Below are 25,941 nucleotides of genomic sequence, written 5' to 3'. Positions count from 1 at the left end.
TAGGCCTGCCTGTATCAAGAACGGTGAATGTCAGCCTTTATTAAAACGCTGTCTGATTTTTGGGGCGCGAATGGTACGTAAATCGAACAGTCACGCCAAGAGGTAATAAAAACTTTTTTCTTATACTGGCATTTTTTAAAGGTATTTTCGTCAACTTTTAACGCGTTAGCGTAAACAGGTCAGCTGACATTAAACAAAATGTGCAAACCGGTGCATGAGAGGGTAGGCTAACGAAAAAACACGATGATGAGGTAAGTGTGACGCAATCCGCTGATGCTTTTGAAAAGTTATACAGTCAGCCGCGCTTATGCAGTGCAATCGCTCCACAGGCAGAATCAAGAGGACTGATGATAGCCGTGTGCGCTGCGCCTGAAATCCCGCTTCCCGAGCAGTGGATGCCCTGGTTTATCCGCCAGGACCCTGATGCGCCGCGGCTGTCTCAGACACAAATTGATGAACTGGCTCAACGGCTGATGTATTGTTTGCGCGATACGCTGAATCTGATGCGTCTGGAGGCACCGCTCATTCCGGATGCCTTGCTACACGACGAGCAACCCGGCAGCGCGTTGCAGCTTTGGCTTACTGGCCTGCTTCGCGGTCATCAGCATCTGGAGCAAACCTGGCAGAACGCGTGGAAGCGTGCGCAAGATAATCCTGCGCAGGATAGCGGTCTGGATAATGAGGATCCGGCCCGCCGTTTACGCCGGTGCCTGAAATTTTTTTCCACGTTGGCGGATATTGATACAGCAATGAAGATTCGGGACGCTGCGCAACAGGCACAGCTGCAGCAAAGTCTGCATACCCTGGTGAAGCAGCTACCGTCTATAGTGGATGAATATATAAAACTGGCCGGAGAACTCGCTGCGTTTTTACCCAATCAGTTTGAGATGTACGATGGCAAACTTGAAAAATGAAAGACCCATATCAGACGTGATTGGAAGTACGCTGAATCAGCGTTTTGCGAACGGAAGCGATATAGGTATCAAGCTCCTGTTTTGCTGACTCATAAGCGTGATTGCGCTCCACTGAATCCGGCTCCTGCATAAGCGCTTCAAATGCGTTATCGGTCTGGTGTAACAGTAATTTAAGACGCTCGTTATTAACATCCATGTAGACTCTCCGGCATAGCGACGATAGTTCCTTCTTATCGTTGAGGCTGATAGCGAAAAACTATTTATAGTTGAGATTATAATTCGTTGCAAGCGTCAAAAAGGTTTAACCACTGCCAAAATAATTACCGCCAACAACACTAAAACCGGCACTTCATTAATGATGCGATAAAATTTAGCGGAATGGGTATTTGCATCCCGGGCAAACTGTTTTACCAGCCGGTACAGATAAAAATGGTAGATATACAGCGCGGTTACGAGTGTCAGCTTGGCGTGCAGCCACCCTGATGCAGCCAGCCATTGCGTGTCATAAATGGTGATGAGCCAGATTCCAAATACGGCGGTGAGCAAGGCAAATGGCGTAACAAAAAACCATAGCCGCCGTTCCATTATCTTAAATTGTTCCTTAACGGCAGAGTCAGTAGTTTGCGCATGGTAAACAAACAGTCTGGGCAAATAGAAAATACCCGCAAACCAGGCCACCATAAAAAAGATATGCAGTGCTTTAAGCCAGAGGATCGTCATCGTTATTACCACTTATTATTAATGGGTGTTGCCCGTTAGTGTCATTATACGCACCTGCTTCGTCATGCTTCTTTTACAGGGTATGCTCTCAGATTTAGTACTGAGTACGCTGCAGAAAACTTTGCAGAATATTCCAGGTGATTACACCAACGATGTTATCAGGTTCAGAATCATAAATATAAACCGCACCATCGCGGGCATTTTTTAGTTTTTCATATACCTCATGCAGTGTGGACTGACTATTGAGCCCCTCTATCGAGCTATAATCAAGTGCCTGTGCATCGTGCTCCAGACTGACATCATACTCAATCAGTTTAAATTCAACCTCCCGCTCGTGCTGAATTTGCTGCAGGACTACCGAGGATGGATGTTCAGACAGATAGTCTTCGATTATGTCTTTAGGGGCGTCAATAAACAGTTTGTACTGTGTGGTCATGGCTGCCAGAACCCCGGTTTTTTCGAGGGCCTCACGAATAGATGTAATGGCATAGGGCAGATTCTGGTAATCCAGCTGGCGGATAAATATAGAGCGGTTGCCCAGAAACTGTGTTGAGGTGACGTAGGCCGGCACAATGACCAGCATTGCTGGCAGAATAATCTGCGGACTGTACGATAATTCCATCACTGCCGATAAAGCAGCCAGTGGCGCATGCAATGACGCCGTAAGCATACCGGCTACCCCTAGCAAAGCAAAGCTGCTGACATAATTCTGGGTATCGATAACCCCGCTTAACGGATACAGCAAGACTGCGCCGGCGAGCATACCAATAATGATAACAGGCCCCATAATGCCGCCAGGCACACCCAGGCCAATGGCAAACACCGCCAGTATAAATTTTGCTGCCAGTAGTGCCAGTAAAAAGAGGGTGTCGGGCTGTTCGGTAAAAATAACCTCAATACTTTCAAAGCTTGAGCCAGTAGCATCAGGCAACAGAATACTGATACCACCAGTAATTACCGCTGCCAGTATCAACCGCCAAATCATACTGAACGGACGAAACAGTGCCATCACCCGCATCAGCTGATTATTAAATAACGCAGCCAGCGCGCCCAGCACAATGCCCAGCAAAACCAGATACAGATACATCCATTGACTGAATACCGCAAAGGTCAGAAAAGAGAGCTCGTTAATCTCACCAAAGACCATCCTCGTCAGTACGGTGCCACAGGCGGCTGCCAGCATTACCGGTACAAAGATGTGAATTTTGTATTCACGCAGTACAACTTCCATGACAAAAATGACGGCGGCGAAGGGCGTATTAAAAGATGCCGATATGCCCGCCGCAATGCCGCATCCGGCCAGAATACGAATACTGTTATAAGGCAGACGCAGCCATTGACCTAAGTAGCTGCTGCCAGACGCGCCGATATGGACTGACGGGCCTTCCCGGCCAACCACAAAGCCGCCGGCAAGGGCGAACATGCCACCAAAAAACTGATTAATGGTGGTTCTGAATGGCACATACCCGTAGAACATCTTAACCCGGTGTATAACAAACGGGATTCCCATGCGATAATGTTTAAAACCGGTGAGAAATGCGACGAGCAAAATAAGGGCGACTGCCAGAAGAGGCAACAGAAACCGGCCCATCCACTGATGGGTAAACAGGTCGTTTAGCGTTTGCAGGGCGTGCAGGTGCAGCCACTCATAGCAAAGCCGGAACAAAATGATCAGGCCAGCAGCGATACTTCCACCACAAATACCTAACAGGCAGACTAAAACTGATGTTCGGGGGTGGGCAAGTTCCTGACGTAACCCGTTAAGCTGCATGTATTGACCGGCTGGAAGGAAGTAAATAAGAATGCAGATAGCTTATCACAGGCTTATTGATTTCCTAAGCTGATGATGTCTATAAATTTTCGTGTAGTGCCACATTTCTATGAAGAAAACTACGACTAATTTAGCCGGTCCATGGCGTGTGTTGATTGCGGCCGGTGTATTGATGCTCACATTCACAGTTGGAATGAAGTGGGGCGAGGTCGCCGATGAAAATCGCGCGCTGCTGCTTGAAAATGCACAATCTACCCTGATTTCGTTAAGACAGGAAAATGCGGACCTGATTCGCCAGTCGCACCAGCTGCAAACCCGTTTTGCCTTGCTTGAGATGGAGCACGCCTCATTACAGGATATGTATGGCCAGACGCTTAATGATTTGGCTGATTTGCAGGAAACCGTTGCGTTTTACCAGAGGGTGGTGGCGCCGGAAAAAGTGAATGATGGATTGGTGGTCGATGGTTTGGCCCTTGAAGCGGGTAAGGTAGCTGGCCAGTTTCGATTACAGTTTGTATTAATGCAGAATTTTGCCCGCCGTGCTGTGGTCAAAGGTAATATGCAGATTTGTATCGAAGGCCAGCAGGGCGGAGTGTCAAAAACGTTGTGTCCTGGTACGTCACATATTTTGCCGGAAGGGCCGCTCAAATACCGGTTTAAATTTTTTCAGGCGGTGACCGTGTCGATCACGTTGCCCGAAGGTTTTACACCGCAGGTACTTACTTTCGCTAGTGAGGTATTTCGGTACACCACTAAGCAACAGGATTTTGACTGGGTTGTGGATTGGACCGAGGCGCTGTCGGGCGCTGCGATAAGTAATGGCTAACGAATCAACAACATTGATTGCACCGGCCTGATGTAAGATAATTAACGCAATCCGGTCTTGCCGGATAGCGTATGCAAAGAGGTTTTTATGTCTGTAGAAGCAGCAATGCCCATCGAATTTTCCGATGCGGCAGCAATGAAAGTAAAAGAGCTGGTGAGCGAAGAAGAAAACCCTGAGCTTAAGCTTCGTGTTTATGTCACCGGTGGCGGCTGTTCAGGCTTTCAGTACGGTTTTACCTTTGACGAAAAGGTAAACGAAGGCGATATGACCATTGAAAAAGGGGATGTCACGCTGGTGGTTGATCCGATGAGCCTGCAATATCTGGTTGGCGGCATTGTCGATTATGTCGAAAATCTAGAGGGTGCTCGGTTTTTAGTCGAAAACCCGAACGCCACCACGACGTGTGGGTGTGGCGCAAGTTTCAGCATCTGAAGGCCAAGCTGTCGCAGGACCCCGGTCTCAACAGGCCGGGCGAGTAAAAGTGGTCTGCTCCATAACTGATCGCGTAAAGAATGAGCAAGTACGATTGGTCAGGAGTAATAATGAAGCTTTATGGTTCAACCACTTCGCCGTATGTGCGGCGGATCAGAGTATTACTATCACAAACTCCCCATGATTTTGTCAGCCTGAATATTTACGAAGGCGAGGACAGAGAAACGCTGGCCAGTAAAACGCCGGTCCTACGGGTTCCTTGCCTTGAAGATGATGGTCATCTCATTTTTGACTCCCGGGTCATCCACAATTATCTCACTGAAAAATTCCAGTATGCTGCGCTGAGCTGGGAGCAGGAAAATCAGCTCACCACCATCGATGCGGTGAATGATTCGCTGGTTATTCTATTCCAGATGAAACAGTCGGGCATTGAGGCTGACCGTGACGCGATGATTGTTCGTAATCAGCGTGAGCGAATTGATGCAAGTCTGCGGGCGCTTAATCAGCAGGTGGAAGATGGATACTTCGACAGCTGGCACTATCCGTCCATCTGTTTGTACACACTTATCGACTGGATTGAGTTTCGTCAGTTACACAGCCTTAAAGAAATGGATGCGCTAAAATCATTTCGAGAACGGCACACCGACAGAATCGAGCTGACTGCAACTGATCCGCGCAAGTAACGTATGAGACTCGTGCGCTGCCGCGCGGTCTTCCGATAAAGCGCCCCCTGAGGCGAACCACGCCATCAAGGGAGGGCGCTTAATAGCCTTTTTCAAAATTGAACACGTACTTAAGCGTCTCCCCGTTTAGGAATCGCTGTGCATTGTCATGAAACAGTGCCGCGATATCCTCCGGATCGGATTCAGCGGCTGTATGTTGCGTAACAATAATCTTTTCGTGATGCCAGAACGGATGATGGTCTGGCAGCGGCTCTTGCCTGAAAACATCCAGTACCGCGGCCCGAAGATGTTCATGATTGAGTGCTTCTGTTAACGCTTGCTCATCAATTGCGCTGCCACGTCCGGCATTTATTAATACACTGTTTTTGCCCATCGCGCTGAAAAGCGATGCATCAAAAAAGTTGTGGGTATCTGGTGTGTCCGGCAGTAAATTGATAATAAAATCACTGTTTCGGGCAAAAGCAATTTTTTGCGACGGTGCGTACATGTCATCGTATCCCGACTTAGGCGCTCCCGAGCGTGACAGGCCGATTACCCGCATCCCGAAGATGTTCGCTACCGGTAATAAACTGGTGGCAATTGATCCTGCGCCACAAATTCCCAGGGTTTTTCCGGCTAAGTACTGATAGTCAGGTTTATTCCACTTGTTATAGCCGTCATTTTTCTGAGCCTCGTAAAAGGCATGAATATTCCGGGAAAAATAAAGTAAATAGGCAAACACATATTCACGCATTTGTCGGCCAAAAACGTCTTTTACACCCGTCAGGACATAATTGCGTTTCTGCTGCTCAAGCAGTGGCGTGTTGCCGGCCCATCCTGACTGTATCCACTGAAGCCTGTCACAATCATTTACGATATCCGCGGCCAGACCGGGATCAGCAAGCATAACGCGAACCTGCTTCTGATCTATCGCTGATGGGTCATCGGTTGCCTGAATAATATTGAAAGCAGGTTGCTCATACTTTTCAAGCGCGGCTTTGTAAGCAGCGTGCTCTTTACTGAGGATCACGACATCCAGTGAGTGAGTATTTTCCGACATAGTAAAGTTATCTTTCCTTCCGGTTTTATCTGATTCACACCAACAGGTTTATTAAATGTTAACAAAGCGTTTAAATTTTGGTGTTTTCCATTATGAGTACGAACGATGTCACAAGAATTAGATCACGCGCGTTGTCTTTCTCCTCGCCGTAACACCACAAAGGCCACCTCTATTGAGGCACTTGTTGATGAACAGCTTGCCCATTTTGGTATTGATAAGCAATCTGATTACGGCCAGGCTCTGGCCAGCACCGCCAGTCACCTGTATCACGCTCAGTCCGATGTCTCCCGGTTGTGGGAAATTACTAATCAAACGTTAGCTGACCTGGATAAAGAAGATCGGGTAGCCTGGTTTAACGCAAAGAAATTTTTATCCTTTCAGTTAGCGAAAGTGCTGGATACCCTGCAAAACCCATTCAGAAAAACCTGGCAAAGCCTGTCTTCGGGCAATTCCAGTCAGCATCATTACCCGCTGTTTGATAATGTTACAGCCTTATTTTCAGCTACTCCTGTTGTGGTGCGCACTGCCACCTACGTTTACGCCTGTACCGAATGGGTGGATGATGCATTTCAGGGTAAAGAGTTTACCCACCAGATTTATTCACGCTTGCTGAACCCGACCAATATTTCACTGGCCAATGCGATTGTGGATATGGAAGCCGGACCATACAGCGCAGATTATCTTGCCTGGAACTTTAACTCCGGCATGGCTGCCATTGATGCCGTGCTGGCCAATGTACTGCAGCATGGCGATGTACTGGTGGTGTCACGCAATGTGTATGGTGGTGTTTATCAGTTACTGCACGACTACTACGCTCGTGAGAACCGCATGGATATCCAGATTGCCTGGTTTGACGGTTATACCACTGACGAGTTTGAAATCTTTTTCGATGAAACCAAAAAAGCCCATGCACAGCGACTGGATAACGGTGCCCGGATGCATGTTTACATAGAGTCGCCCTGTAACCCTCACGGCTACGTGCTTGATGTTCCGGGAATTTGTGATTATGCGCACCAGCACGACGCATTGGTGATGCTTGATTCTACGCTGGCAACCCCCGTTTTACATCAGCCTTTGCAGCATAAGGACATCAGCAGTCGCCCTGATTATCTGATTCATAGCTATACCAAAGATTTATGCGGTAGCGGAGCGACAACCGCCGGGGTGGTTATCGGACCGGGATACCGGATGTTCCAGCCCAAAGGCTCGAGCATGAACGGTGTTGACTGGTCGCAAACATTATTCTGGGATGTGTATTACATCAAAGGGGCGTTTCTGGACTCAGAAAAAGCCTTTGATGTGCTAAATGGCATGAAGACCCTGGAACCGCGCATTATGAACAAAGTGATTAATACGCAAGTGTTTACAGCCTTTTTGAATCATCACAAAGATATACGCGTCAACAGCCACGCTGTTGAAACCCACGCTAACGCAAAGCTCAAACAAAAGCAGCATAACCACGGCTGGCCATGTACTTTGTTTACTGTTGATATGGCGGGGGCTGGGCTTAGCCGCGAGATCTTTACGCGCTTTTTTGATGCACTTGAGCCCGCCTTCAGTCACCAGGTAAGTATCGGACAGAATAACACCATTGTGTTGTGCCCGGCACTTACTTCACATTCTGAGCTTAGTACCGAAGAGCAAAAGCGGGCCGGTATAGAATTAACTACCATGCGCATTGCCATGGGGACCGATAACGTGAAGCAGCTCATCGGTCACTTTATTCTGGCGGCCAGGCATTACATTGAGCCGGAATATCCGGGGTTTTGTGACAAATTCATGGCTGCTGACGAGGTTGATTCTCTGTACGAAAATACGGCCAGAGAGATCGCCGGTCAGTATTACGGCTCAGCGCCCACTATGGCGACTATTATGCAGGAGTAACCCGCCGGTAGTTCGGGCGATGTAATCGCAGCATTCGCCAGTAACGTATACACTTAATCTGATTAACAATAAATACATTACTGGCGACTATGCAGGAACTCTCCTTACATCATACGTTTAACATGCCGGTTAGCCGGCTCTATAACTGCTTTTGCAAAACAGAACTGCTGGTACAGTGGTTCGCAGGCTCGCACATGCGACTCAAAAAGATTGTGATGAATCTGCAAAAAGGGGCCGAGTTTGAAATGGAATTTGTGAACCATGATCACGAAACGGTCGAGAAATACAGCGGCCAGATTGCGGAAATTTTTGCCAATGAGGAAATTATCTTCACGCTAAAGGCGAATGATGAGCACGAAACCTCGGTGGATGTCCGGTTCGAGCAGGATGGTGATAATCATAGCGAGCTACATCTTACTCACAGTGGCTTGAGCTCACCGGCTATGCTGGAGAAAACGGCGAGGCTCTGGCACGAGCGTTTTGCGCGTCTGGAGAAGCTGCCGGAAATAAAACGCTAATCGGGCAGAAATAAGCCACCGAGTACTGCCGGCCGCGATGCCCCGGTCACACTCGACACACTGCCCTGGATGCGCGCAATGTTCGCATGCGCGAGCCAGGCAAAGGCTGCGCCCTCTACCCATTGCGGGTGGATACCCAGCGCCTTGGTGGTGCTAACAGATAATGGTGCCATCTGCGCCGACAGCATCTGCATCAAATGTTGATTAAAGGCCCCTCCGCCACAGATATAAACATGCTTTACATCGTCAAACGCGCCAATGGCGTGGCTAATACTCTGGGCTGTCAGCGCACACAGCGTAGCCTGAACATCCGTTTTTTCCACCGGCACAGCCATTTTTGCCAATATTGCATCGAGCCAGGCAAGATTAAAATATTCTCTGCCGGTACTCTTAGGCCCTGGCTGGTCAAAATAGGGGTCAGCCAACAGCGCTTTCAGCAAAGGCTCATTAACGGTTCCTGAGGCAGCCCAGCGACCGTCAGCATCGTAGTCAATTCCCTGATGACGGCGTATCCACGCGTCCATCAGCGTATTACCCGGACCGGTATCGAAGCCCAGCGGCGCAAGGTTGGTTCTGAGCACTGAAATATTGGCAATACCGCCAATGTTTACAATGACCGCAGGGCATTGCGAGCCAAACTGAAACTGATGAAATGCCGGTACCAGTGGTGCGCCCTGACCGCCAAGCGCAATATCCTTGCGACGAAAGTCGGCAACAACGGCAATATTTGTGCTTGCTGCCAGGGTGTTCGGATCGCCAAGCTGCAATGTGAAGGGCGGATCCACATCGGGATGATGACGTACGGTTTGTCCGTGGCTTCCCAACGCCGTAATATCAGCCGGCCTAAGATTATTGTTTTTAAGCAGAGTTTTCACCGCGTCGCGGTACAAAAAGGCAATTTCTCTGTCCGCCTGGCCAGCCAGAACGAGCTCGTTCTCACCCGGTGTACATAGTTGGTGCAGGATTTTAAGTAATGGGGCGGGGAAGGGCAGGGAAACCTGCGATAATGTCGTTAACTGTTGGTCTTGTATACGGCATAGGACGGCGTCCACGCCGTCCATACTGGTACCAGACATCAGCCCAATATACAGGCTCATGGTAGTTACTGCATCGCCAGCATAACCCGCTTATTGTTTTTAAGCTGGGCCAGACGATTATCTGCAATTTGCATAAATGCTTCACGTTGCGATGAGGCAATAGGTTCTGCTTTGGGCAACTCAACCGTACGTGGATTACGATGCACACCATCAACCAGGAATTCGTAATGCAGATGCGCGCCAGTCACCATACCAGTGCTGCCAAGATAGCCGATGACCTGCCCCTGCTTCACCGTTTCGCCGGTTTTTACCGCTTTACTCTTAAAGTGCAGATATTTGGTTACGTACTTTTCGCCATGCTGAACAAATACATAGTTACCGTTAAAGCGGTTATAGGATGCTTTGATCACCCGACCGTCACCCGCTGCCATAACCGGCGTGCCGGTAGCTGCTACGTAGTCCGTCCCATTGTGAGATTTCCACCGTTTCTGAACGGGGTGAAACCGCTTTTTGGTGAAGTTGGAACTGACATACTTGAAGTTAATAGGCGCACGTAAAAAGCTTTTACGCATGCTTCGGCCTTCCGGCGTATAGTAGTTACCGTCGGTATGCTGGATTGCGGTGAATGTTTCGCCCTGATTGACAAACTCTGCGGCCACGATATCACCGTAACCAACAAACTCACCGTCAATATACTGCTCTTCAAACACAATACTGAATGTATCGCCATGACGCAGTTCCATCGCAAAATCGATGTCCCAGCCGAAAATACCGGCCAGATTCATAATCTGGTTGTTACTCAGTCCGGCGGTTACCGCGGCTTTCCAGAAGCTGGTGTCGATATTGCCTTGCGCAAAATTGTAGCGAGTTTCTACTTCTTTGCTTTCCAGGTCAGCCTGCATCTTGCCGTTTGCATCAGTCGCTCTGATTACCAGTGTGTCTTTTGGGGATATCGCATAGCGAAGACCCGCAAACGCGCCCGTGCTGTCAGCTTTTAAGTGCAGTTTATCGCCAGGGACCAAGGTCACCAGTGTCTTAGCTAATTCGCCAGCCTGCGTGACATTGTAGGTGTCTCGGGCAGAAAAACCGGCACGCTTGAATATTTTCGCCAGCGTATCGCCTGAGCCCACCTGATAAAGATGCCAGCCGGTATCGTCTTCACTAAAATTGATGTCCGGTGAATCTGATACTGACAACTCAATAGGATAGCGCACACCGGCATCCAGAACGGTCGCGTCCTGATGACGGCTGGCCTCAACAGGCTCTGAAGGCAACAGAATCAAACTGCCCAGAAACAGACTGCCCAGAATCAGGCCAGTCCGATGCGGTCTGGGCAAATTGCGAAGTGTTTTATAAACCACGTTATCTTTCAATTTCATTCTCATCAAACTGCTCGACCCGAGAATATCGTGTAAAGCGCCTTGTTTCTACTTTGACTGGCTAATAATAGTGTTTTTTTTGCGCAGCGCCAGTCCCGAATCCTGATTTTGATGCGTAAACCTTTCAATGGTTCACTCACATGCGTAAAATGCTCGCCCTGATTTAACCGAACCTGACAAATGTGTGGAAAAACCGATGAGTGACTGGCAAACCGCTTTTGCTGAAATAAAAAGAGGCACAGACGAAATACTTCCCGAAGATGATCTGATTGAGAAGCTGAAATCGGGCAAAACGCTGACAATTAAAGCGGGTTTTGATCCTACTGCACCTGATTTGCACCTTGGTCACACTGTGCTAATCAACAAGCTGCGCGTGTTCCAGCAGTTTGGTCACAAAGTCGTTTTTCTGATCGGTGATTTCACCGGGCTTATTGGCGATCCTACAGGTAAAAATGTGACACGCAAGCCCCTGAGCAAAGAACAGGTATTGGAAAACGCGCAAACGTATCAGGAACAAGTGTTCAAAATTCTGGATCCTGAGCGCACTGAGATTCGGTTTAATTCTGAATGGATGGATGAGCTGGGCGCTGCTGGCATGATTAAGCTGGCCGCCAGCCAGACAGTAGCACGAATGCTGGAACGCGATGACTTTAAAAAGCGCTACAATAACGGCCAGGCGATTGCTATTCACGAGTTTCTGTATCCATTAGTGCAGGGCTGGGATTCTGTCGCATTAGAGGCAGACGTCGAACTGGGCGGTACAGACCAGCGATTTAACCTGCTGATGGGCCGTGAACTGCAAAAAGAAAACGGCCAGAAGCCTCAGACCACCGTCATGGTGCCGTTACTGGAAGGGTTGGACGGCGTTCAGAAAATGTCGAAATCGTTGAATAACTACATCGGTATTACTGATACGCCCAATGAAATGTTTGGCAAAATCATGTCGATATCCGATGACCTGATGTGGCGTTATTTTGAGCTACTCAGCTTCCGTCCGTTGGAAGAGTTAGCGGATCTTAAAGCCCAGGTCGAGCAGGGGGCAAACCCCAGAGATATCAAAATTCAACTGGCCAGAGAAATCATCGCGCGTTTTCACAGTGATGAGGCCGCTGAATCGGCCTATCAGGATTTTGTACAGCGTTTTCAGAAAAATGCTATTCCCGATGAAATGCCTGAGGTGTCTGTGGCACTGGAAGAAGGCGCTCTGGCGATTGGAAACCTGCTAAAGCAGGCTAATCTGGTCGGCTCAACGTCTGATGCGATCCGTATGATTAAACAGGGCGCGGTGAAAATTGATGGTGAGAAGGTCACCGATACCCGCTTGCAAATCACTGAACCGGGTGAGGCGGTTTATCAGGTTGGCAAACGGAAGTTTGCCAGAGTCACCGTCAGCGCTTAACGCTCAATCACGCGCGCCCAGCCATACAGGGCGCGTAACGCGCTGCGACGCAGGCCTGCAAAAGGAAAGCGTCGCAGCGGTGTGCTGTATAAAGGCAGGTTAAGATCAACGGGCTGGTTCATGGCCCGCTGCGCCAGACGCCGCCCGGCAAAATTGGCAAACGACACACCAGCACCACAATATCCCATGGCATAGCCAGTTTGTGTTCTGTTATCAAAATTAACCCTTGGCAGGTTATCCAGCGACACCGACACCCAGCCACTCCAGAAGTGGCTGATATCAATCCCGCGCAGTACGGGAAAGCTGGTCAGCATTGCGTCATAGAGTCTTGCTTTGCCGGCATGGGCCTGCCTGGCACTGACTTCGCCACGGCCGCCAAATAATAGCCGGTTATCGGGGAGCAGACGGTAATAATACTTCATCATGCGGGTATCCATCATAGACACCGGCCCATTAAAACCGATAGCGGCCAACTGCGTTTTGCTTAGCGGCTGTGTGACCAGAATGCTGGATTGCACCGGGAATTGTCGTTTGTTGACTGCCGGGTGCAACACTTTGCTGGTGTAAGCGTTACTGGCTATGAGCAGAGTACGCGCTGTTATGACACCCTGCGGCGTCTCAACCACATGATTGGACTCTCCGCGTGTAATTTTCAGTGCAGGCGTGGCACTGTAAATGGCAGCGCCTTTTGATTGTGCGGTGTGACTGAGGCCAAGAATCAGCTTGAGCGGATTGAGAGTGTGGCCAGGCTGGCGACTGGCACCATAAAACCCTTCGACCGCCAGGGCCTTTTTTAACTGATCCTGGCTTAATGATTCTATCTGCTGGTTGAAATTTGTTTTGAGATAGTCGGCCGACCGGCGTTGCTGAAGGGCATGCTTTGCCGTGTGTGCCAGTTTGTAATAAGGACCGGCAGCAAGGTCGCAATCAATACCGTAGGCGCTAATACGCGCCAGCAAATCGCTGACCGCACCATCATATTCATTCTGAATGCCTTTGGCGATATCGAGCCCGTAGCGCTTCTCCAGTGCTGACGGGCCCATTCTGCCACTTCCCGAGAGCACGAATCCGGCATTTCTGCCAGCGCATCCGTAGCCTGGTGAATGACTGTCGATAACGGTAACTGAGCCGGCCCGGCTTTCCGTAAGCGCAAGCGCAGCAGAAATGCCGGTATAGCCGGCGCCAATAACAAGAAAATCGGTTTCGATATCTTTATTAAGCGCAGTGCCTGAGGGCACTTCAACGGTGTCATGCCAGTAGGTTGGGGGTAACGATTCCTGCGGGTTTACAGCACTATCAATGAGTGGATCGTAACTCATGAAAATGTCAGCAACATCTCGGCGCCTTCACAATCGCAAATACCTTCACATACCGGACAATCATAGCCTTCATGAATAGCTTCATACCGCCACTTGTCCGGGTGTTTTTTGATAAGCACGCCACCGTTTTTACTGAAATATTTGAACGCACTGTTACCCGGACTGGCCAGCCAGATATGTGCCAGACCGGCCATTGCCCCCTGTTGGGATGCCGAGGCAATTGAGCGGCGTAGCATTTCGCTGCCTATTCCCAACCCCTGGCGATCAGGCGAAACGGTATTACACTTGAAGTAGCATACCTTATCAGCGGGCACTGACCACTGCTGGGGCGTGCACCACTTATCCGGCTGCCATTGAGAGTGGGCGTAGGTAAGGCGAAAACCGACCACTTCATCATTATCTATAGCGACCCAGCTTGCATTAATTTCATTGTGAAAGCTTTTGTCGTACATTTGCTGCAGACTTTCTTCAGTCAGATAATTGTCGCCATGAACGAAGTTACCTAATGTAACGACACCCTGAAAATGCGCAGGTGTAAGCGATTCGTACCGAATGTCAGTTGCTTGTTTACTCATTTGCTTTTTATTCCATCCAGATGAACATCCAGCGCCTCTACCGAAATCAGTATTTCTCTGACGGACATCCATAGTGAATACAGCAAACAAATCAGACTGAGTGCAAATATCCAGTTACCAACAACCTGGTATGTCAGGTAAATCGCGAGCATAGAAAGCACGCAGAGAAAAAAACTGACCACGCCCGCAATCTGCATGCGTTTGATAAATTGAATTCGCTGCCTGAGATTTTGAATCTGCGCTTCGGTATTATCATCCCACTTTTCCTTGGAAAAGTTACGTATGATACTGGCCAGCGTTAAAAAACGGTTGGTGTAAGCCAGCAATAATAATGAGATTGCCGGAAACAGCATAGCGGGCGTAGCGATATCAATAGTCATTTAAGTAAGTAACGGGCCGGAACAAAACGGCATTTTATCAAATAAGCGCCACTTTCTCGACAGATTACGTCGCCTTAAATGTTGTTACATCCGGTCGACGGGCAAGCCGGCAGCGTCCCAGCCCATCATATCGCCCTCCAGATGACTTACATCGGTGAACGAGCGGGCCTTCAATGTTTCCAGAGTGAGCATGGCACGGCGGCCTGAGCGGCAATAAACGATAATCCGCTGGTCCTTATCGTCGTCAAGTTGGCTGATATAAGACTCAATCTCATTATGGGGCATGTTTATGGCCCCGGGAATGTGTCCTTCTGCAAACTCTTCCGGTGAACGCACATCAATCAGCAACCATTCGTTGTTTTGCACTTTTTCCATTAATAAGGATGCCGTCTCTGACGAAACAGGTTTTACGGCGGTAGCCTGACCATCGCAACCTGTAATTGCGGCCAGCACAAAGAGCATCACAATGCAGGTTAATTGTCTGAGCATAAAAGTGTTCGCAAAACGTAAAGGGTAAAAGCTGGCGCTTAGTATAGGCAATAAGTCCGGGGTTTAACTATCAGTTTGATGAATTTGTTTGCATAAGCTACGCAGTTCAGGAATAAGGCGCAATGTAAACCGGCTGAATATATCAGGGTTGGCCGCTATAACCGGTGCCTGTAAAACATCGTTATGGGGTGACCAGAACTGTTGCTCCACGGAGATATTGCGAGATGTCGCCGCGATGAGCAAGTCAGGTTGCCGGCGAATGACCTCCTGAACGGATACCTGCGGATAATCAACGTGGGCATCGTTAAACAAGGTTTGTACACCACACTGGGCAAGCAGCTTGCTGGCCCAGGCATCAGGGCCAACGCTCATCAGCGGGGCGGTCCACATGTAATAAAATACAGTGATCGCGCTGACATTTTTGTATTGCCGGGCAAGATGTGAAAGCTGCGTATCAAAATTGTCGGCAAGTTCCCTCGCTCGTTCTGATACATGCAATACGCCTCCCAATTGTCGATACTCTTTACTGATATCTGCCGGTGTTAAAGGCTGAGACTCAAATACGGTAAAGCCCAGTTGTTTCAGGCGGGCAATATCCTGCGGTTTATTCCCACCGCGCCAGGCCAAAATAACATCAGGTTGTAGCTTCACTATCGCTTTAATGTTCACGCCGTTTGCATCTGCAACGCGCGGCAGTGCTTTGGCGGCGTCCGGATAATCACTGTAAGCACTGACGGCGAGCAGTTTATCTTGTTGCTCCAGACTATATACCCATTCTGTCAGGTGCGGAGCAAGTGTAACTATTGTTTGGTCAGAGTCAGTCGTTCTCGTCGGGGCAGCGTGAACCAGCGCAGCATGGCAAACTATCAGCAGGACACTCATAACCAGGATTCGAAACATCATGTCAAGCCAGCTTCCATAAAGATAATAACAACAGGACGCACATACTGATAAACAGCGTCATTGCGCGCAACACCGCACGGTAAGAATACGTCATATCAGAAAAGCGAACCTCCCGGCTGCCTCCCACTCGCAGATGACGATAAGTGATGCCATGATAAATGGCAGGCCCGCCCAGTTTGAACCCCATCGCACAGCCAAAGGCGGCAAGCAGGCGTGAGGTAAGATCGCCTGCAGAGCTTTTTACAAAGCCCTGCGCCGCCCGCACGGGATTGGTAACAATCGCGATAGTCAGCAAGCCGAAAATAAAAGCGGGGATTGCCATTAGCCGGGCTACCAGTCTTGCGGGCTTTGCAAACAATGCAAAACCGGGGCGCTTAGGATGCCACTGCCAACTGATTAGCACCAGCAGGCGATAGCAAAGCGCGGTGACCGGCCCGACGAAAATAAACCAGAACAACACACCGCAATACAGGTAATAAAAACGTAGCAATAAGGCTTCAATGCAGGCTTTCGCGATACCAATGTCTGACAGTCTGCTCGTGTCACGGGCCATAAACTGCGCTGCGCGATCACGGGCCAGCATTTTCTTGCGTCCGGCCAGGGCGCGAATGACCTGTTTGAAATACGTCCTGTCGTGACCGAAATCCAGTAGTGTGAGAAGAATAAGCGCTTCAAAAAACCACGGGTATTCAGCCAGACTGATTAAATTTGCCAATAGTATGGCAAATGGCAAGATTAATAGTGATGCGCCCAGCGTACCGGAGATCAAATGCTGGGAGCGCGGATCCCGGCCTTTAGGACAAACCCGTCCAGCCATGGTTTCTGACAGGTAACGGATGAGCGTTAAAGGATGATAGGCGCGGGGCCAGCGCCACAGAGCATCGAATAATGCGCTGATCACGACAATGATCAGCGTCTGTACCGCCACAGAATGAAGCGCCGATTCCATCGCCAGAGTAATCCTTATGCGAGCGCGGCCACCATGCCCATCACCAGCTTCGCTGAATTTTTGGCAGCGGTATCAAGATAATCCTGAAATGATATCGTAGATGTTTTACCTGCGATATCTGATAAAGAGCGAATGACCAAACAGGGCGTGCTTAACAGATGACACGTTTGTGCGATCGCTGCGCCTTCCATTTCACATGCCTTCATATCATCGTACGTTGCACGGATTTTATCCGCGGCTTCATCACTGCCGATGAAGGCGTCGCCGGTGCAAATCAGGCCGGTTTTATATGTAATACCCGCAATTTTTGCTGTGGCCGTTTGCGCTGCCTTTATCAGACGCTCGTCGCATTCATAAGCCTGCGGCATATCGCCGGCACATTGTCCTGGCGCATAACCAAAAAAGGTAAGGTCAACATCGTGATGTATCAGTGCCGAGCCGATAACGACATCTCCGATATTAAGATCCGTATCAAATCCACCGGCGGAGCCGGTATTTACCACAAAGTCGGGAGCGAACCGTTCAATTAGCGCGGTGGTAGCTACCGACGCCGCGACTTTACCGATTCCGCATTTGACCAACACAATGTCATGGCCATTCAACACACCCTGATAAAATGTCAGATGATGCCAGGTTTCAGTAGTAAGGTTCTCAAGTGATGATTTTAACAGGGCCACTTCCTGATCCATGGCACCCAGAATTCCAATTTTAGACATAATTGCAGGCTTTTGATGTTAATGCGTGAAAACAGACAATGCGGCGTATGGTAATACGAATCGGGGGAAACTGACAGTGCTGAAAAGAACGGGAAATCACATCTTGGGGGTGATATGACTTCCCTGAAAACTATGCTGCAGCGCGGCTGGAGCGTAACGGACGGGTAGGGCGCTTGGGCGTGGCAGGATTATGGCTTGGTACCTGCGCCAGTTTATTCTGTTTGCGACGATACGGGATCAGTTTTGTCTCAAGGCATTCTCTGATTTCTTCAACCGTATATCCCGATTTCACTTTAATACGCGCGTGGGGAATGCCGGCGGCATCCAGTGCTCCGGATACAAACCAGTCACGCTGCGATTTATAGCCGTCTTTACCGGCATTATTCACCAGGTCTACCGCCAGAATAGGTGTCATATCATCTTTATCACATAATATGAAATCCAGCTGGCGGGATGATGCTCGCGCGATGGCGGCACTGGCTTGTTTTTTCGATGTGCTTTGACGAACTGACAGAACGTCAGATAATCGTACGCGGCATAAAATACGAAACTCGCGACCCATAGACTGTTCAATCAGGTTAAGAAACGTATGTTCCACCGGAGTAAACAGCTGTTGTCTGCGCTTAAAGGGGAAAGCTACCCCGCCATCTGACAATTTTATGGCGCCTGCGGCAACCACAATCAGTAGCATCATTAGAATAATAGCCAGTTCCATAACAATTCCTCGACAAAGCATGTAAAAGCGTCGGTTTTCTGACGTTTACATTAAAAAAATCATCTTCAATCAAAGAATTGCAAAGGCAGTGCCATTTCAACAGAAAAGATTTCAATAAGCTGAAAGGATAAGGTTTAGAGAATCACAGGCGAACAGGGCAGAGCAGAAAAGGTGCTGGTGTTACCTTGCGGTTGGGGCGCATGTCAGGTAACACCAGGCAAGAAAGGTTATTGGCGGGCCAGAAGTGTATCAATAACTAAAAGGTCTATCTGAGAACCGTCATTGTCCGGGGAGACAACCACCCGAATATTGTTCTGCTGGGCAGCCAGCACAACACGACCATTAAACTGGCTTACCACATCCAGTTCAGGCATGGCTTGTTTGTACCAGTCAATAATTTGCTGATGCTCCATGGGGGTATGGAAGACCAGTGACGCTGGCATGTCGTCGTCGAAACGCTGACACTGAACGGCATCGCCAGGCATGGTAATAGAGTAAAAATCACCCGGGCAGGCCGCGACATCAGGCTGACTGGTTTCTGCCTGTGAGGTAAAAGACACTGCAAATAAAGCAGAGAGTGTTAACGCGCCTAAAAACTTCATACGACCCCGTTTTTGATTATTTTGTGTACCTGACTACTATAGGTTTGTGGTCAGAACCCATCAACTGATCTTACGGGGTATTAGGTATGCTATATGATATTAAGGTATTGCGAGGTCAGGCAGGGTAGAGACAAAAGTGGGGGAAAGAAAAGGTGCAGGCAGCCGTATCTGTGCTGCCTGCACTTATTATCAGACGCCGAGGTAATCCATGATACCACCGGCTGCCTTACGTCCCTCATCAATGGCTGTCACCACCAAATCAGAGCCACGCACCATGTCTCCACCGGCAAAAATCTTAGGATTGGCTGTTTGGAAGGCAAACTTGCCTTTTGATGGCGCGATCACGCGGCCTTTTTCATCCAGAATAATCCCGAAATCAGAAAACCAGTTCGCCGGACTGGGCTGAAAACCAAATGCAATGATTACCGCGTCGGCTTCCAGGACATGTTCTGAGCCTTCAACTTCCACCGGGCGGCGGCGGCCATTGACATCCGGCGGTCCCATTTCTGTTTTGACCAGCTTCACACCTTTGGCACGGCCATTTTCGTCAATGGCGATATCCATAGGTTGAAGGTTGAACTGAAATTCAACGCCTTCTTCACGGGCATTGACCACCTCACGACGAGAACCGGGCATGCTCTCTTCGTCACGTCGGTATGCACAGATGACTTTTTTGGCGCCCTGACGAATGGAGGTACGCACACAGTCCATGGTGGTATCGCCACCACCAAGCACCACGACCGTCTTGCCACTCATATCGATAAAATCAGCAGGATCTTTTTCAATACCCATCACACGGTTGGTATTTGCAATCAGAAATGGCAGTGCCTCATGGACGCCTTCAACATGTTCATGCTCAAAGCCGCCTTGCATGGATTTGTACGTCCCCATGCCAAGAAACACGGCATCGTACTGCTCCATCAACTCGTCAATAGAAATATCTTTACCGATTTCCGTATTAAGCACGAACTCAACACCCATATCGGTGAAAATTTCCCGACGCAGTTTTATTACGTCTTTTTCCAATTTAAAGGAAGGAATGCCAAATGTCAGCAGGCCGCCAATTTCCTCGTACTTATCGTACACGATGGGTTTAACGCCGTTACGGACCAGAATATCGGCACAGGCCAGCCCTGCAGGGCCCGCACCGATTACCGCAACTTTCTTATCGGTCCATTCGACATGAGACATGTCAGGCCGCCAGCCCATTTTAAAGGCGGTATCGGTGATGTATTTTTCGATACTGCCGATGGTGACCGCACCAAACTCATCATTCAGTGTACAGTCACCCTCACACAAGCGGTCCTGTGGGCAAACCCGGCCGCATACCTCAGGCAGACTGTTTGTCTTATGAGATAATTCGGCGGCTTCCATGATGCGGCCCTGATTTGCCAGGTCGAGCCACTGCGGAATGTAATTGTGTACCGGACACTTCCACTCACAATACGGGTTTCCGCAGTCCAGACAACGGTCAGCCTGACCTTCTGTCTGAGACTGGCTCAGCGGCTGGTAAATTTCAGCAAATTCAGACTTTCGCACCTGAATGGGCTTTTTGGGTGGGTCGATACGCTCAACGTCCACAAACTGATATACATTCTTAGCCATACGTCACACCTCCTACTGCGCCTGAATGCGAAGCTCATCACTGGAGCGGCTGATATGGCCCAGCAAATTCTTCACGTCACTGGTTTTGGGTTTAATCAACTTCACCTGCTTCAGCGTGTTGCTGAAGTCAGTCAGCAGATTCAGCGAATGCTCACTGCCGGTTTCTTCGTAATGTTGATTAATCAGCCCACGCAGATGTTCTACCAGAATGTTTTTATCCTCTACCGGCATGATTTCTACCAGCTCTTCATTCACCCGATCAGCCAGGTCGTTTTCCGTGTCAAGCAGGTAGGCAAACCCGCCTGTCATACCGGCGCCGAAGTTCACACCCACCTTGCCCAGTACAGCGACGATGCCGCCTGTCATATACTCGCAGCCGTTATCACCGCAACCTTCGACCACGGCAATCGCGCCGGAGTTACGCACACCAAAACGCTCACCCGCCCGGCCGGCAGCAAACAGCTTTCCGCCGGTGGCGCCATACAGACAGGTATTGCCCATAATTGCGCTATTGGGTGCATCAAAGGTTATTCCACGCGCCGGATAAATAACCAGCTTACCGCCAGTCATGCCTTTACCCACATAGTCGTTGGCATCACCTTCAATACGCATATGTAAGCCGCCGGCATTCCATACGCCAAAGCTCTGCCCTGCGGTGCCGGTAAACTGCACCTCAATTGGCGAGTCTTCCATATCCTGATTACCGTGGATCTTGGCAATTTCACCAGAGAGTAATGCACCTACAGAGCGATCGGTATTACGAATGCGGTAACTGAGCGAAAGTCCGCTGGCATTCTGCACTGCCTGCTGGCCATCTTCTAACAGCTGCGCATTCAACTCACCCTTATCCATTGGCGCGTTCGTCGTTTGCGAGTTGAACAGCCGCGTGTGTTCACCCGGATGGGGCATTTCAAGCAGCGGCGATAAATCCAGTCGATTTTGCTTGGCCGAAATGCCATCCAGTGTCTTTAACAGATCGGTGCGACCCACTAAATCATCAAACTTTTTCACGCCCATTGCGGCCATGATTTCTCTGACTTCCTGCGCAATGAACTTAAAGTAATTCATGACCATTTCCGGCAAGCCGATGAAATGCTCCTCGCGCAGTTTTTCATCCTGCGTTGCTACACCGGTTGCACAGTTGTTCAGGTGGCAGATGCGCAGATATTTACAGCCCAGTGCAACCATTGGACCGGTACCAAAGCCGAAGCTTTCTGCACCCAGACAAGCTGCTTTAACCACATCCAGACCGGTTTTCAGGCCGCCATCGGTTTGCAGGCGGACTTTATGGCGCAGGCCATTTTCTACCAGCGCCTGCTGAGTTTCTGCCAGACCCAGTTCAAATGGACTACCAGCATATTTCACTGATGTCAGCGGACTGGCACCGGTACCCCCATCGTAGCCAGATACCGTAATCAGATCGGCGTAGGCTTTAGCAACACCGGTAGCAATGGTACCAACCCCAGGCTCTGAGACCAGCTTAACGGAGATAAGGGCTGCCGGGTTGACCTGTTTTAAGTCAAATATCAGCTGCGCCAAATCTTCGATAGAGTAGATATCATGATGCGGCGGCGGAGAAATCAGCGTTACGCCGGGTACTGAAAAGCGCAAGGTTGCGATATAGCGATTGACCTTATCACCGGGAAGCTGACCACCTTCACCGGGCTTAGCGCCCTGGGCGACTTTAATCTGGATAACATTCGCATTGACCAAATAGTGCGGTGTTACGCCAAAGCGTCCTGATGCTACTTGTTTAATCTTAGAATTTTTTTCGGTACCAAAGCGCGAAGGATGCTCACCGCCTTCACCGGAGTTGGACTGACCGCCCAAACGGTTCATGGCAATAGCGAGCGCCTCATGGGCTTCGGGACTTAACGCACCGATGGACATTGCAGCGGTATCGAAGCGTGGGAATAGATTCTCGGCAGACTCTACCTCACTAACATCAATTGCCTCAGCCTGAGGATTGAATGTCAGCAGATCACGCAGGTGGGCCGGATCGCGCTCATTAACCTGTCTGGCGTACTCCTGATAATCTTCATATTTACCCGATACCACGGCTTTTTGCAAAGACATGACTACACCCGGGTTATACGCATGGTACTCCCCATCGTGCACATACTTTAACAAGCCACCATGTGAAATCGCTTTACGTTTGAGCCACGCGATGCGTGCCTGGTTAAGAATGTCCTGCTCAAAATCACTGAACCCGGCGCCCTGAATTCTTGACGCAATACCGTCAAAACATAGCTGCATCACTTCACTATTAATGCCAATAGCTTCAAACAGTTTGGCTGAACGATAGCTGGCCACCGTGCTGATGCCCATTTTGGACATAATCTTGTAAAGGCCTTTATTAATGCCCTTACGATAGTTGATGGTGGCTTCCATCGCAGAGATATCCAGCTCACCTTTATCGCACAACTGCTCAATGGTCTCGTATGCCAGAAACGGATAAATTGCCGTGGCACCAAGACCAATCAGTACAGCGTAATGATGTGGATCGCGGGTAGTGGCCGTTTCCACCACAATATTAGCATCACAGCGTAGCGCTTTATCGACCAGTCGGCGCTGTACCGCGCCCACCGCCATAGCAGCTGGAATGGGTAAACGGTTCTTGCGGATGTTACGGTCAGACAGGACGACAAATGCTGCCTTTTTGGTCTTAACCAGATATTCCACTTCGTTACAGATTCGCTCGATAGCTTTGCGTAAGCCTTCTTCCTGCGAATACTGAAGCTCGACAATTTCTGAATAATAATGCTCGGGATTAAACTCCCGCAGCTGTTTCAGGTCGGTGTACATCAGTATGGGCGATTGGAAGAGGACACGGTCAGCGTAGCCGGATGTTTCGCTGAAGACGTTTTGCTCACGGCCAATACAGGTGGCCAGCGACATCACATGATTTTCCCGCAGCGGATCGATAGGCGGGTTAGTGACCTGCGCAAACTGCTGGCGGAAATAATCATAAAGCGTGCGGGTTTTTGATGACATGACGGCCATCGGCGTATCATCACCCATAGAGCCCACCGCTTCCTGACCATCCTTAGCCAGCACTTTTATAACCTGCTGAATCTCTTCATAGCTATAGTTATAAAGCTTGTGATAGACCGCCATCATATCGTCGTCAAACACACGGGTGCCTATTTGTGAGGCATCCGCCTCCTCAACAGGCGTTAACCGGCGGATATGTTTGTCTAGCCACTCACGGTAGGGGTGACGATCTTTAAGCTCATCATCAATTTCATTCGAGCGCCACACCTTGCCATTGTACGTATCCACCGCCAGCATTTCGCCGGGCCCCACACGGCCTTTTTCTATCACATCCTTTTCATCGTAATCCCAGATGCCGACTTCAGACGCGAGGGTAATAAAACCGTTTTTGGTAATGACATAGCGAGCAGGACGCAGACCGTTACGGTCCAGATTACAGGCCACGTGGCGACCGTTTGTTAATACGATACCAGCAGGTCCGTCCCACGGCTCCATGTGCATTGAGTTGAACTCATAAAAAGCACGAAGGTTATCGTCCATAGTACGGTTATTCTGGTATGCCGGTGGCACCAGCAATCGCATCGCCCGAAATAAATCCATGCCGCCGGCCAGGAATAATTCCAGCATGTTATCCAGTGAAGAGGAATCTGAACCATCCGAATTCACATACGGCGCAGCGTCTTTAAGATCCGGAATTAACGGCGTTGAAAATTTTCCGGTACGGGCTTTCGCCCAGTCACGGTTACCTTTAATGGTATTGATTTCACCATTATGCGCCAGAAAGCGAAACGGCTGGGCCAATGGCCAGCGAGGTAATGTGTTTGTGGAAAAGCGCTGGTGGAAAACACAAATTGCACTTTGCATGCGCTCGTCGGCCAGATCCGCATAGAATGCCGGCAGATCTTTGGGCATGACCAGGCCTTTGTAAATCGTGACCAGTCCTGATAAACAGGCTACATAAAAGTCAGGATCCTGCTCAAGGCGTTTTTCTGCCCGGCGTCGAACCATATAAAGGCGGCGTTCAAGATCACGCTTGCGCCAGCCTGGCGGCGCGTTAACAAAAACCTGTTCAATCTGCGGTACGCCAGTGAGTGCAAGCTCGCCCAGTACATCATTGTTTACCGGAACTTTGCGCCAGCCAGGTACACTTAATGTTTCTTTCTCAAGCTCTTCATTAAGCACATCTCTGGCCTGTTGGGCGAGTGTGTCGTCCTGGCTCAGAAAAATCATGCCGACAGCATATTTCTTACTTAGCTTCCAGCCATTTTCCTGAGCAACAGATTTAAAAAATGCGTCCGGCTTTTGCAGCAATAAGCCACAGCCGTCACCTGTTTTACCATCGGCAGCGATACCGCCGCGATGTTGCATCCTGTCCAGACCATGAATGGCTGTCTTAACCAACTGGTGACTGGCTTCGCCATTTGTATGGGCGATAAGGCCAAAACCACAGTTGTCCCTTGAATCATTGGGATTATATAAACTCATCTCTAAACTCCTTCAACCTTCGACTGGGCAAGGTACAGGCTACATTTTCACGCAGAGGTTCGTGAACTGTAGCTACGTCAGACATCTTATTTTGCGGGCGTTTGTCGCCCATCAGGCATGTGTCTGTTATTTGTCGTTATTTATTATTAGAGGATACCAGCCATGTGCGCCGCATCATTATGCAATGTTGCATAGCGGGGGATACAAAATAACCATAATGAGAAATAAAATCAATTCATAACAAAGACCGAATACAGCCCTAATCAATGGTTTTTTTAAAAATCAAAACAAAACAATAGGTTGCTGTTTTAACGAAGGATGGCGCTAAACGCATTAGAAGACGGGAATTTACTAATTTTAGTATGTTTATACTAAATATCCATTTTTTGCATTTCTGCCAAGATGAATAAATATTTAATATTGATAGTTAAATATACGCATCCAGTTAACACTATGTTTGCAAAAATATACGTACCGTTAACATGAGGATACCCAAAGTCTGGGAAATCTGCATTACATTTACGTGTGTGAAACACATTCTCATACAGAAAATCAAAAGTTAATGCAAGGTGGTCGAGCTTTTGCATTATCTAGGTTAAGTGTTAAT

Annotated in this window: 24 protein-coding genes; 7 read left to right on the top strand and 17 right to left on the bottom strand. The window is 49.2% G+C overall.

The genetic code is table 11. From position 1 onward, the window contains the following. The first annotated feature begins 257 nt into the window (after positions 1–257). Positions 258–914 (top strand): UPF0149 family protein, encoded by a 657-nt coding sequence (locus tag HHX48_RS10660; protein ID WP_191024950.1) that lies wholly within the window; start codon positions 258–260, stop codon positions 912–914. A 10-nt stretch (positions 915–924) separates the two neighbouring features. Here the strand turns inward: HHX48_RS10660 and HHX48_RS10655 are convergent, their stop codons facing one another. From HHX48_RS10655 to HHX48_RS10645, 3 genes are all read right to left on the bottom strand, one after another. After that, a complete protein-coding gene (locus tag HHX48_RS10655; RefSeq protein WP_191024949.1) occupies positions 925–1,110 on the bottom strand; it encodes a hypothetical protein in 186 nt (61 codons plus the stop codon). A 95-nt stretch (positions 1,111–1,205) separates the two neighbouring features. Then, on the bottom strand, positions 1,206–1,634 hold the full coding sequence (gene hemJ / locus HHX48_RS10650) for a protoporphyrinogen oxidase HemJ (RefSeq protein ID WP_191024948.1): 429 nt from the start codon (positions 1,632–1,634) through the stop codon (positions 1,206–1,208). A gap of 94 nt (positions 1,635–1,728) precedes the next feature. Next, positions 1,729–3,405 (bottom strand): chloride channel protein, encoded by a 1,677-nt coding sequence (locus HHX48_RS10645; protein ID WP_191024947.1) that lies wholly within the window; start codon positions 3,403–3,405, stop codon positions 1,729–1,731. 109 nt (positions 3,406–3,514) lie between these two features. Here HHX48_RS10645 and HHX48_RS10640 point away from each other — a divergent pair, with 109 nt between their 5' ends. From HHX48_RS10640 to HHX48_RS10630, 3 genes are all read left to right on the top strand, one after another. Next, the gene (locus HHX48_RS10640) at positions 3,515–4,231 is read left to right on the top strand and encodes a DUF6776 family protein (RefSeq protein ID WP_191024946.1); all 717 of its coding nucleotides are present in this window, start codon (positions 3,515–3,517) and stop codon (positions 4,229–4,231) included. An 87-nt stretch (positions 4,232–4,318) separates the two neighbouring features. After that, positions 4,319–4,663, top strand: coding sequence for an iron-sulfur cluster insertion protein ErpA (gene erpA / locus HHX48_RS10635; protein WP_139755431.1), 345 nt, complete (start codon positions 4,319–4,321; stop codon positions 4,661–4,663). 110 nt (positions 4,664–4,773) lie between these two features. After that, positions 4,774–5,346 (top strand): glutathione S-transferase family protein, encoded by a 573-nt coding sequence (locus tag HHX48_RS10630; protein WP_191024945.1) that lies wholly within the window; start codon positions 4,774–4,776, stop codon positions 5,344–5,346. 79 nt (positions 5,347–5,425) lie between these two features. Here the strand turns inward: HHX48_RS10630 and HHX48_RS10625 are convergent, their stop codons facing one another. Next, positions 5,426–6,385 (bottom strand): D-2-hydroxyacid dehydrogenase, encoded by a 960-nt coding sequence (locus HHX48_RS10625; RefSeq protein ID WP_191024944.1) that lies wholly within the window; start codon positions 6,383–6,385, stop codon positions 5,426–5,428. A gap of 105 nt (positions 6,386–6,490) precedes the next feature. On the opposite strand from HHX48_RS10625, the gene HHX48_RS10620 reads away from it, so the two are divergent. Beyond that, positions 6,491–8,269, top strand: a complete 1,779-nt coding sequence (locus tag HHX48_RS10620) for a trans-sulfuration enzyme family protein (RefSeq protein ID WP_191024942.1) — start codon at positions 6,491–6,493, stop codon at positions 8,267–8,269. An 89-nt stretch (positions 8,270–8,358) separates the two neighbouring features. Further along, the gene (locus HHX48_RS10615) at positions 8,359–8,787 is read left to right on the top strand and encodes an SRPBCC family protein (RefSeq protein WP_191024940.1); all 429 of its coding nucleotides are present in this window, start codon (positions 8,359–8,361) and stop codon (positions 8,785–8,787) included. Here the strand turns inward: HHX48_RS10615 and HHX48_RS10610 are convergent. Both HHX48_RS10610 and HHX48_RS10605 read right to left on the bottom strand, forming a co-directional pair. Beyond that, positions 8,784–9,884, bottom strand: coding sequence for an anhydro-N-acetylmuramic acid kinase (locus tag HHX48_RS10610; RefSeq protein ID WP_191024938.1), 1,101 nt, complete (start codon positions 9,882–9,884; stop codon positions 8,784–8,786). The genes HHX48_RS10615 and HHX48_RS10610 overlap by 4 nt on opposite strands. 5 nt (positions 9,885–9,889) lie before the next feature. After that, the gene (locus tag HHX48_RS10605) at positions 9,890–11,209 is read right to left on the bottom strand and encodes a peptidoglycan DD-metalloendopeptidase family protein (protein ID WP_191024937.1); all 1,320 of its coding nucleotides are present in this window, start codon (positions 11,207–11,209) and stop codon (positions 9,890–9,892) included. Between the two features lie 190 nt (positions 11,210–11,399). Here HHX48_RS10605 and tyrS point away from each other — a divergent pair, with 190 nt between their 5' ends. Next, on the top strand, positions 11,400–12,602 hold the full coding sequence (gene tyrS, locus HHX48_RS10600) for a tyrosine--tRNA ligase (protein WP_191024935.1): 1,203 nt from the start codon (positions 11,400–11,402) through the stop codon (positions 12,600–12,602). Here the strand turns inward: tyrS and HHX48_RS10595 are convergent. The 11 genes from HHX48_RS10595 to gltB form a co-directional block, all read right to left on the bottom strand. Then, entirely contained in the window at positions 12,599–13,921 is a 1,323-nt protein-coding gene (locus HHX48_RS10595; protein WP_191024933.1) for an NAD(P)/FAD-dependent oxidoreductase, read from the bottom strand. The two genes, tyrS and HHX48_RS10595, sit on opposite strands and share 4 nt — an antisense overlap. Beyond that, on the bottom strand, positions 13,918–14,496 hold the full coding sequence (locus HHX48_RS10590; protein ID WP_191024931.1) for a GNAT family N-acetyltransferase: 579 nt from the start codon (positions 14,494–14,496) through the stop codon (positions 13,918–13,920). Before HHX48_RS10590 ends, HHX48_RS10595 begins: the two co-directional genes overlap by 4 nt. Beyond that, a complete protein-coding gene (locus tag HHX48_RS10585; protein ID WP_191024929.1) occupies positions 14,493–14,876 on the bottom strand; it encodes a DUF2721 domain-containing protein in 384 nt (127 codons plus the stop codon). The genes HHX48_RS10590 and HHX48_RS10585 overlap by 4 nt, the downstream gene beginning before the upstream one ends. A gap of 84 nt (positions 14,877–14,960) precedes the next feature. Then, on the bottom strand, positions 14,961–15,365 hold the full coding sequence (locus HHX48_RS10580; protein WP_191024927.1) for a rhodanese-like domain-containing protein: 405 nt from the start codon (positions 15,363–15,365) through the stop codon (positions 14,961–14,963). A gap of 63 nt (positions 15,366–15,428) precedes the next feature. Further along, positions 15,429–16,268 carry a helical backbone metal receptor gene (locus HHX48_RS10575; protein ID WP_223858279.1) on the bottom strand — a complete coding sequence of 280 codons (840 nt, stop codon included), beginning with the start codon at positions 16,266–16,268 and terminating at the stop codon, positions 15,429–15,431. Between the two features lies 1 nt (position 16,269). Then, entirely contained in the window at positions 16,270–17,217 is a 948-nt protein-coding gene (locus HHX48_RS10570) for a cobalamin biosynthesis protein CobD/CbiB (protein WP_191024925.1), read from the bottom strand. 14 nt (positions 17,218–17,231) lie between these two features. Continuing rightward, positions 17,232–17,933 carry a 5'-methylthioadenosine/adenosylhomocysteine nucleosidase gene (locus HHX48_RS10565; protein ID WP_191024923.1) on the bottom strand — a complete coding sequence of 234 codons (702 nt, stop codon included), beginning with the start codon at positions 17,931–17,933 and terminating at the stop codon, positions 17,232–17,234. Positions 17,934–18,063: 130 nt separating this feature from the next. Continuing rightward, positions 18,064–18,648 carry a DUF2726 domain-containing protein gene (locus tag HHX48_RS10560; protein ID WP_191024921.1) on the bottom strand — a complete coding sequence of 195 codons (585 nt, stop codon included), beginning with the start codon at positions 18,646–18,648 and terminating at the stop codon, positions 18,064–18,066. 227 nt (positions 18,649–18,875) lie between these two features. Further along, entirely contained in the window at positions 18,876–19,250 is a 375-nt protein-coding gene (locus HHX48_RS10555; protein WP_191024919.1) for a hypothetical protein, read from the bottom strand. A 189-nt stretch (positions 19,251–19,439) separates the two neighbouring features. Beyond that, the gene (locus tag HHX48_RS10550) at positions 19,440–20,855 is read right to left on the bottom strand and encodes an FAD-dependent oxidoreductase (protein ID WP_191024917.1); all 1,416 of its coding nucleotides are present in this window, start codon (positions 20,853–20,855) and stop codon (positions 19,440–19,442) included. A gap of 12 nt (positions 20,856–20,867) precedes the next feature. Beyond that, on the bottom strand, positions 20,868–25,334 hold the full coding sequence (gltB, locus tag HHX48_RS10545; RefSeq protein ID WP_191024915.1) for a glutamate synthase large subunit: 4,467 nt from the start codon (positions 25,332–25,334) through the stop codon (positions 20,868–20,870). Between the last annotated feature and the right edge of the window lie 607 nt (positions 25,335–25,941).

The sequence above is a fragment of the Salinimonas profundi genome (genome assembly GCF_014750655.1).
In the GTDB taxonomy this organism is placed as follows: domain Bacteria; phylum Pseudomonadota; class Gammaproteobacteria; order Enterobacterales; family Alteromonadaceae; genus Alteromonas; species Alteromonas profundi_A.
The sequence above is the reverse complement of the archived record's forward strand: the minus strand, read 5'-3'. Positions and strand labels throughout refer to the sequence as shown.

Excerpts from the sequence above, each read along its gene's own strand:
- HHX48_RS10605 (WP_191024937.1), bottom strand. The coding sequence starts at position 11,209 with ATGAGAATGAAATTGAAAGATAACGTGGTTTATAAAACACTTCGCAAT.
- HHX48_RS10655 (WP_191024949.1), bottom strand. The coding sequence starts at position 1,110 with ATGGATGTTAATAACGAGCGTCTTAAATTACTGTTACACCAGACCGAT.
- erpA (WP_139755431.1), top strand. The coding sequence starts at position 4,319 with ATGTCTGTAGAAGCAGCAATGCCCATCGAATTTTCCGATGCGGCAGCA.
- HHX48_RS10610 (WP_191024938.1), bottom strand. The coding sequence starts at position 9,884 with ATGAGCCTGTATATTGGGCTGATGTCTGGTACCAGTATGGACGGCGTG.
- HHX48_RS10590 (WP_191024931.1), bottom strand. The coding sequence starts at position 14,496 with ATGAGTAAACAAGCAACTGACATTCGGTACGAATCGCTTACACCTGCG.
- tyrS (WP_191024935.1), top strand. The coding sequence starts at position 11,400 with ATGAGTGACTGGCAAACCGCTTTTGCTGAAATAAAAAGAGGCACAGAC.
- gltB (WP_191024915.1), bottom strand. The coding sequence starts at position 25,334 with ATGAGTTTATATAATCCCAATGATTCAAGGGACAACTGTGGTTTTGGC.
- HHX48_RS10580 (WP_191024927.1), bottom strand. The coding sequence starts at position 15,365 with ATGCTCAGACAATTAACCTGCATTGTGATGCTCTTTGTGCTGGCCGCA.
- HHX48_RS10550 (WP_191024917.1), bottom strand. The coding sequence starts at position 20,855 with ATGGCTAAGAATGTATATCAGTTTGTGGACGTTGAGCGTATCGACCCA.
- HHX48_RS10630 (WP_191024945.1), top strand. The coding sequence starts at position 4,774 with ATGAAGCTTTATGGTTCAACCACTTCGCCGTATGTGCGGCGGATCAGA.
- HHX48_RS10640 (WP_191024946.1), top strand. The coding sequence starts at position 3,515 with ATGAAGAAAACTACGACTAATTTAGCCGGTCCATGGCGTGTGTTGATT.
- HHX48_RS10570 (WP_191024925.1), bottom strand. The coding sequence starts at position 17,217 with ATGGAATCGGCGCTTCATTCTGTGGCGGTACAGACGCTGATCATTGTC.
- HHX48_RS10595 (WP_191024933.1), bottom strand. The coding sequence starts at position 13,921 with ATGAGTTACGATCCACTCATTGATAGTGCTGTAAACCCGCAGGAATCG.
- HHX48_RS10615 (WP_191024940.1), top strand. The coding sequence starts at position 8,359 with ATGCAGGAACTCTCCTTACATCATACGTTTAACATGCCGGTTAGCCGG.
- HHX48_RS10560 (WP_191024921.1), bottom strand. The coding sequence starts at position 18,648 with ATGGAACTGGCTATTATTCTAATGATGCTACTGATTGTGGTTGCCGCA.
- HHX48_RS10645 (WP_191024947.1), bottom strand. The coding sequence starts at position 3,405 with ATGCAGCTTAACGGGTTACGTCAGGAACTTGCCCACCCCCGAACATCA.
- HHX48_RS10625 (WP_191024944.1), bottom strand. The coding sequence starts at position 6,385 with ATGTCGGAAAATACTCACTCACTGGATGTCGTGATCCTCAGTAAAGAG.
- HHX48_RS10575 (WP_223858279.1), bottom strand. The coding sequence starts at position 16,268 with ATGATGTTTCGAATCCTGGTTATGAGTGTCCTGCTGATAGTTTGCCAT.
- HHX48_RS10585 (WP_191024929.1), bottom strand. The coding sequence starts at position 14,876 with ATGACTATTGATATCGCTACGCCCGCTATGCTGTTTCCGGCAATCTCA.
- HHX48_RS10565 (WP_191024923.1), bottom strand. The coding sequence starts at position 17,933 with ATGTCTAAAATTGGAATTCTGGGTGCCATGGATCAGGAAGTGGCCCTG.
- HHX48_RS10555 (WP_191024919.1), bottom strand. The coding sequence starts at position 19,250 with ATGAAGTTTTTAGGCGCGTTAACACTCTCTGCTTTATTTGCAGTGTCT.
- hemJ (WP_191024948.1), bottom strand. The coding sequence starts at position 1,634 with ATGACGATCCTCTGGCTTAAAGCACTGCATATCTTTTTTATGGTGGCC.
- HHX48_RS10620 (WP_191024942.1), top strand. The coding sequence starts at position 6,491 with ATGTCACAAGAATTAGATCACGCGCGTTGTCTTTCTCCTCGCCGTAAC.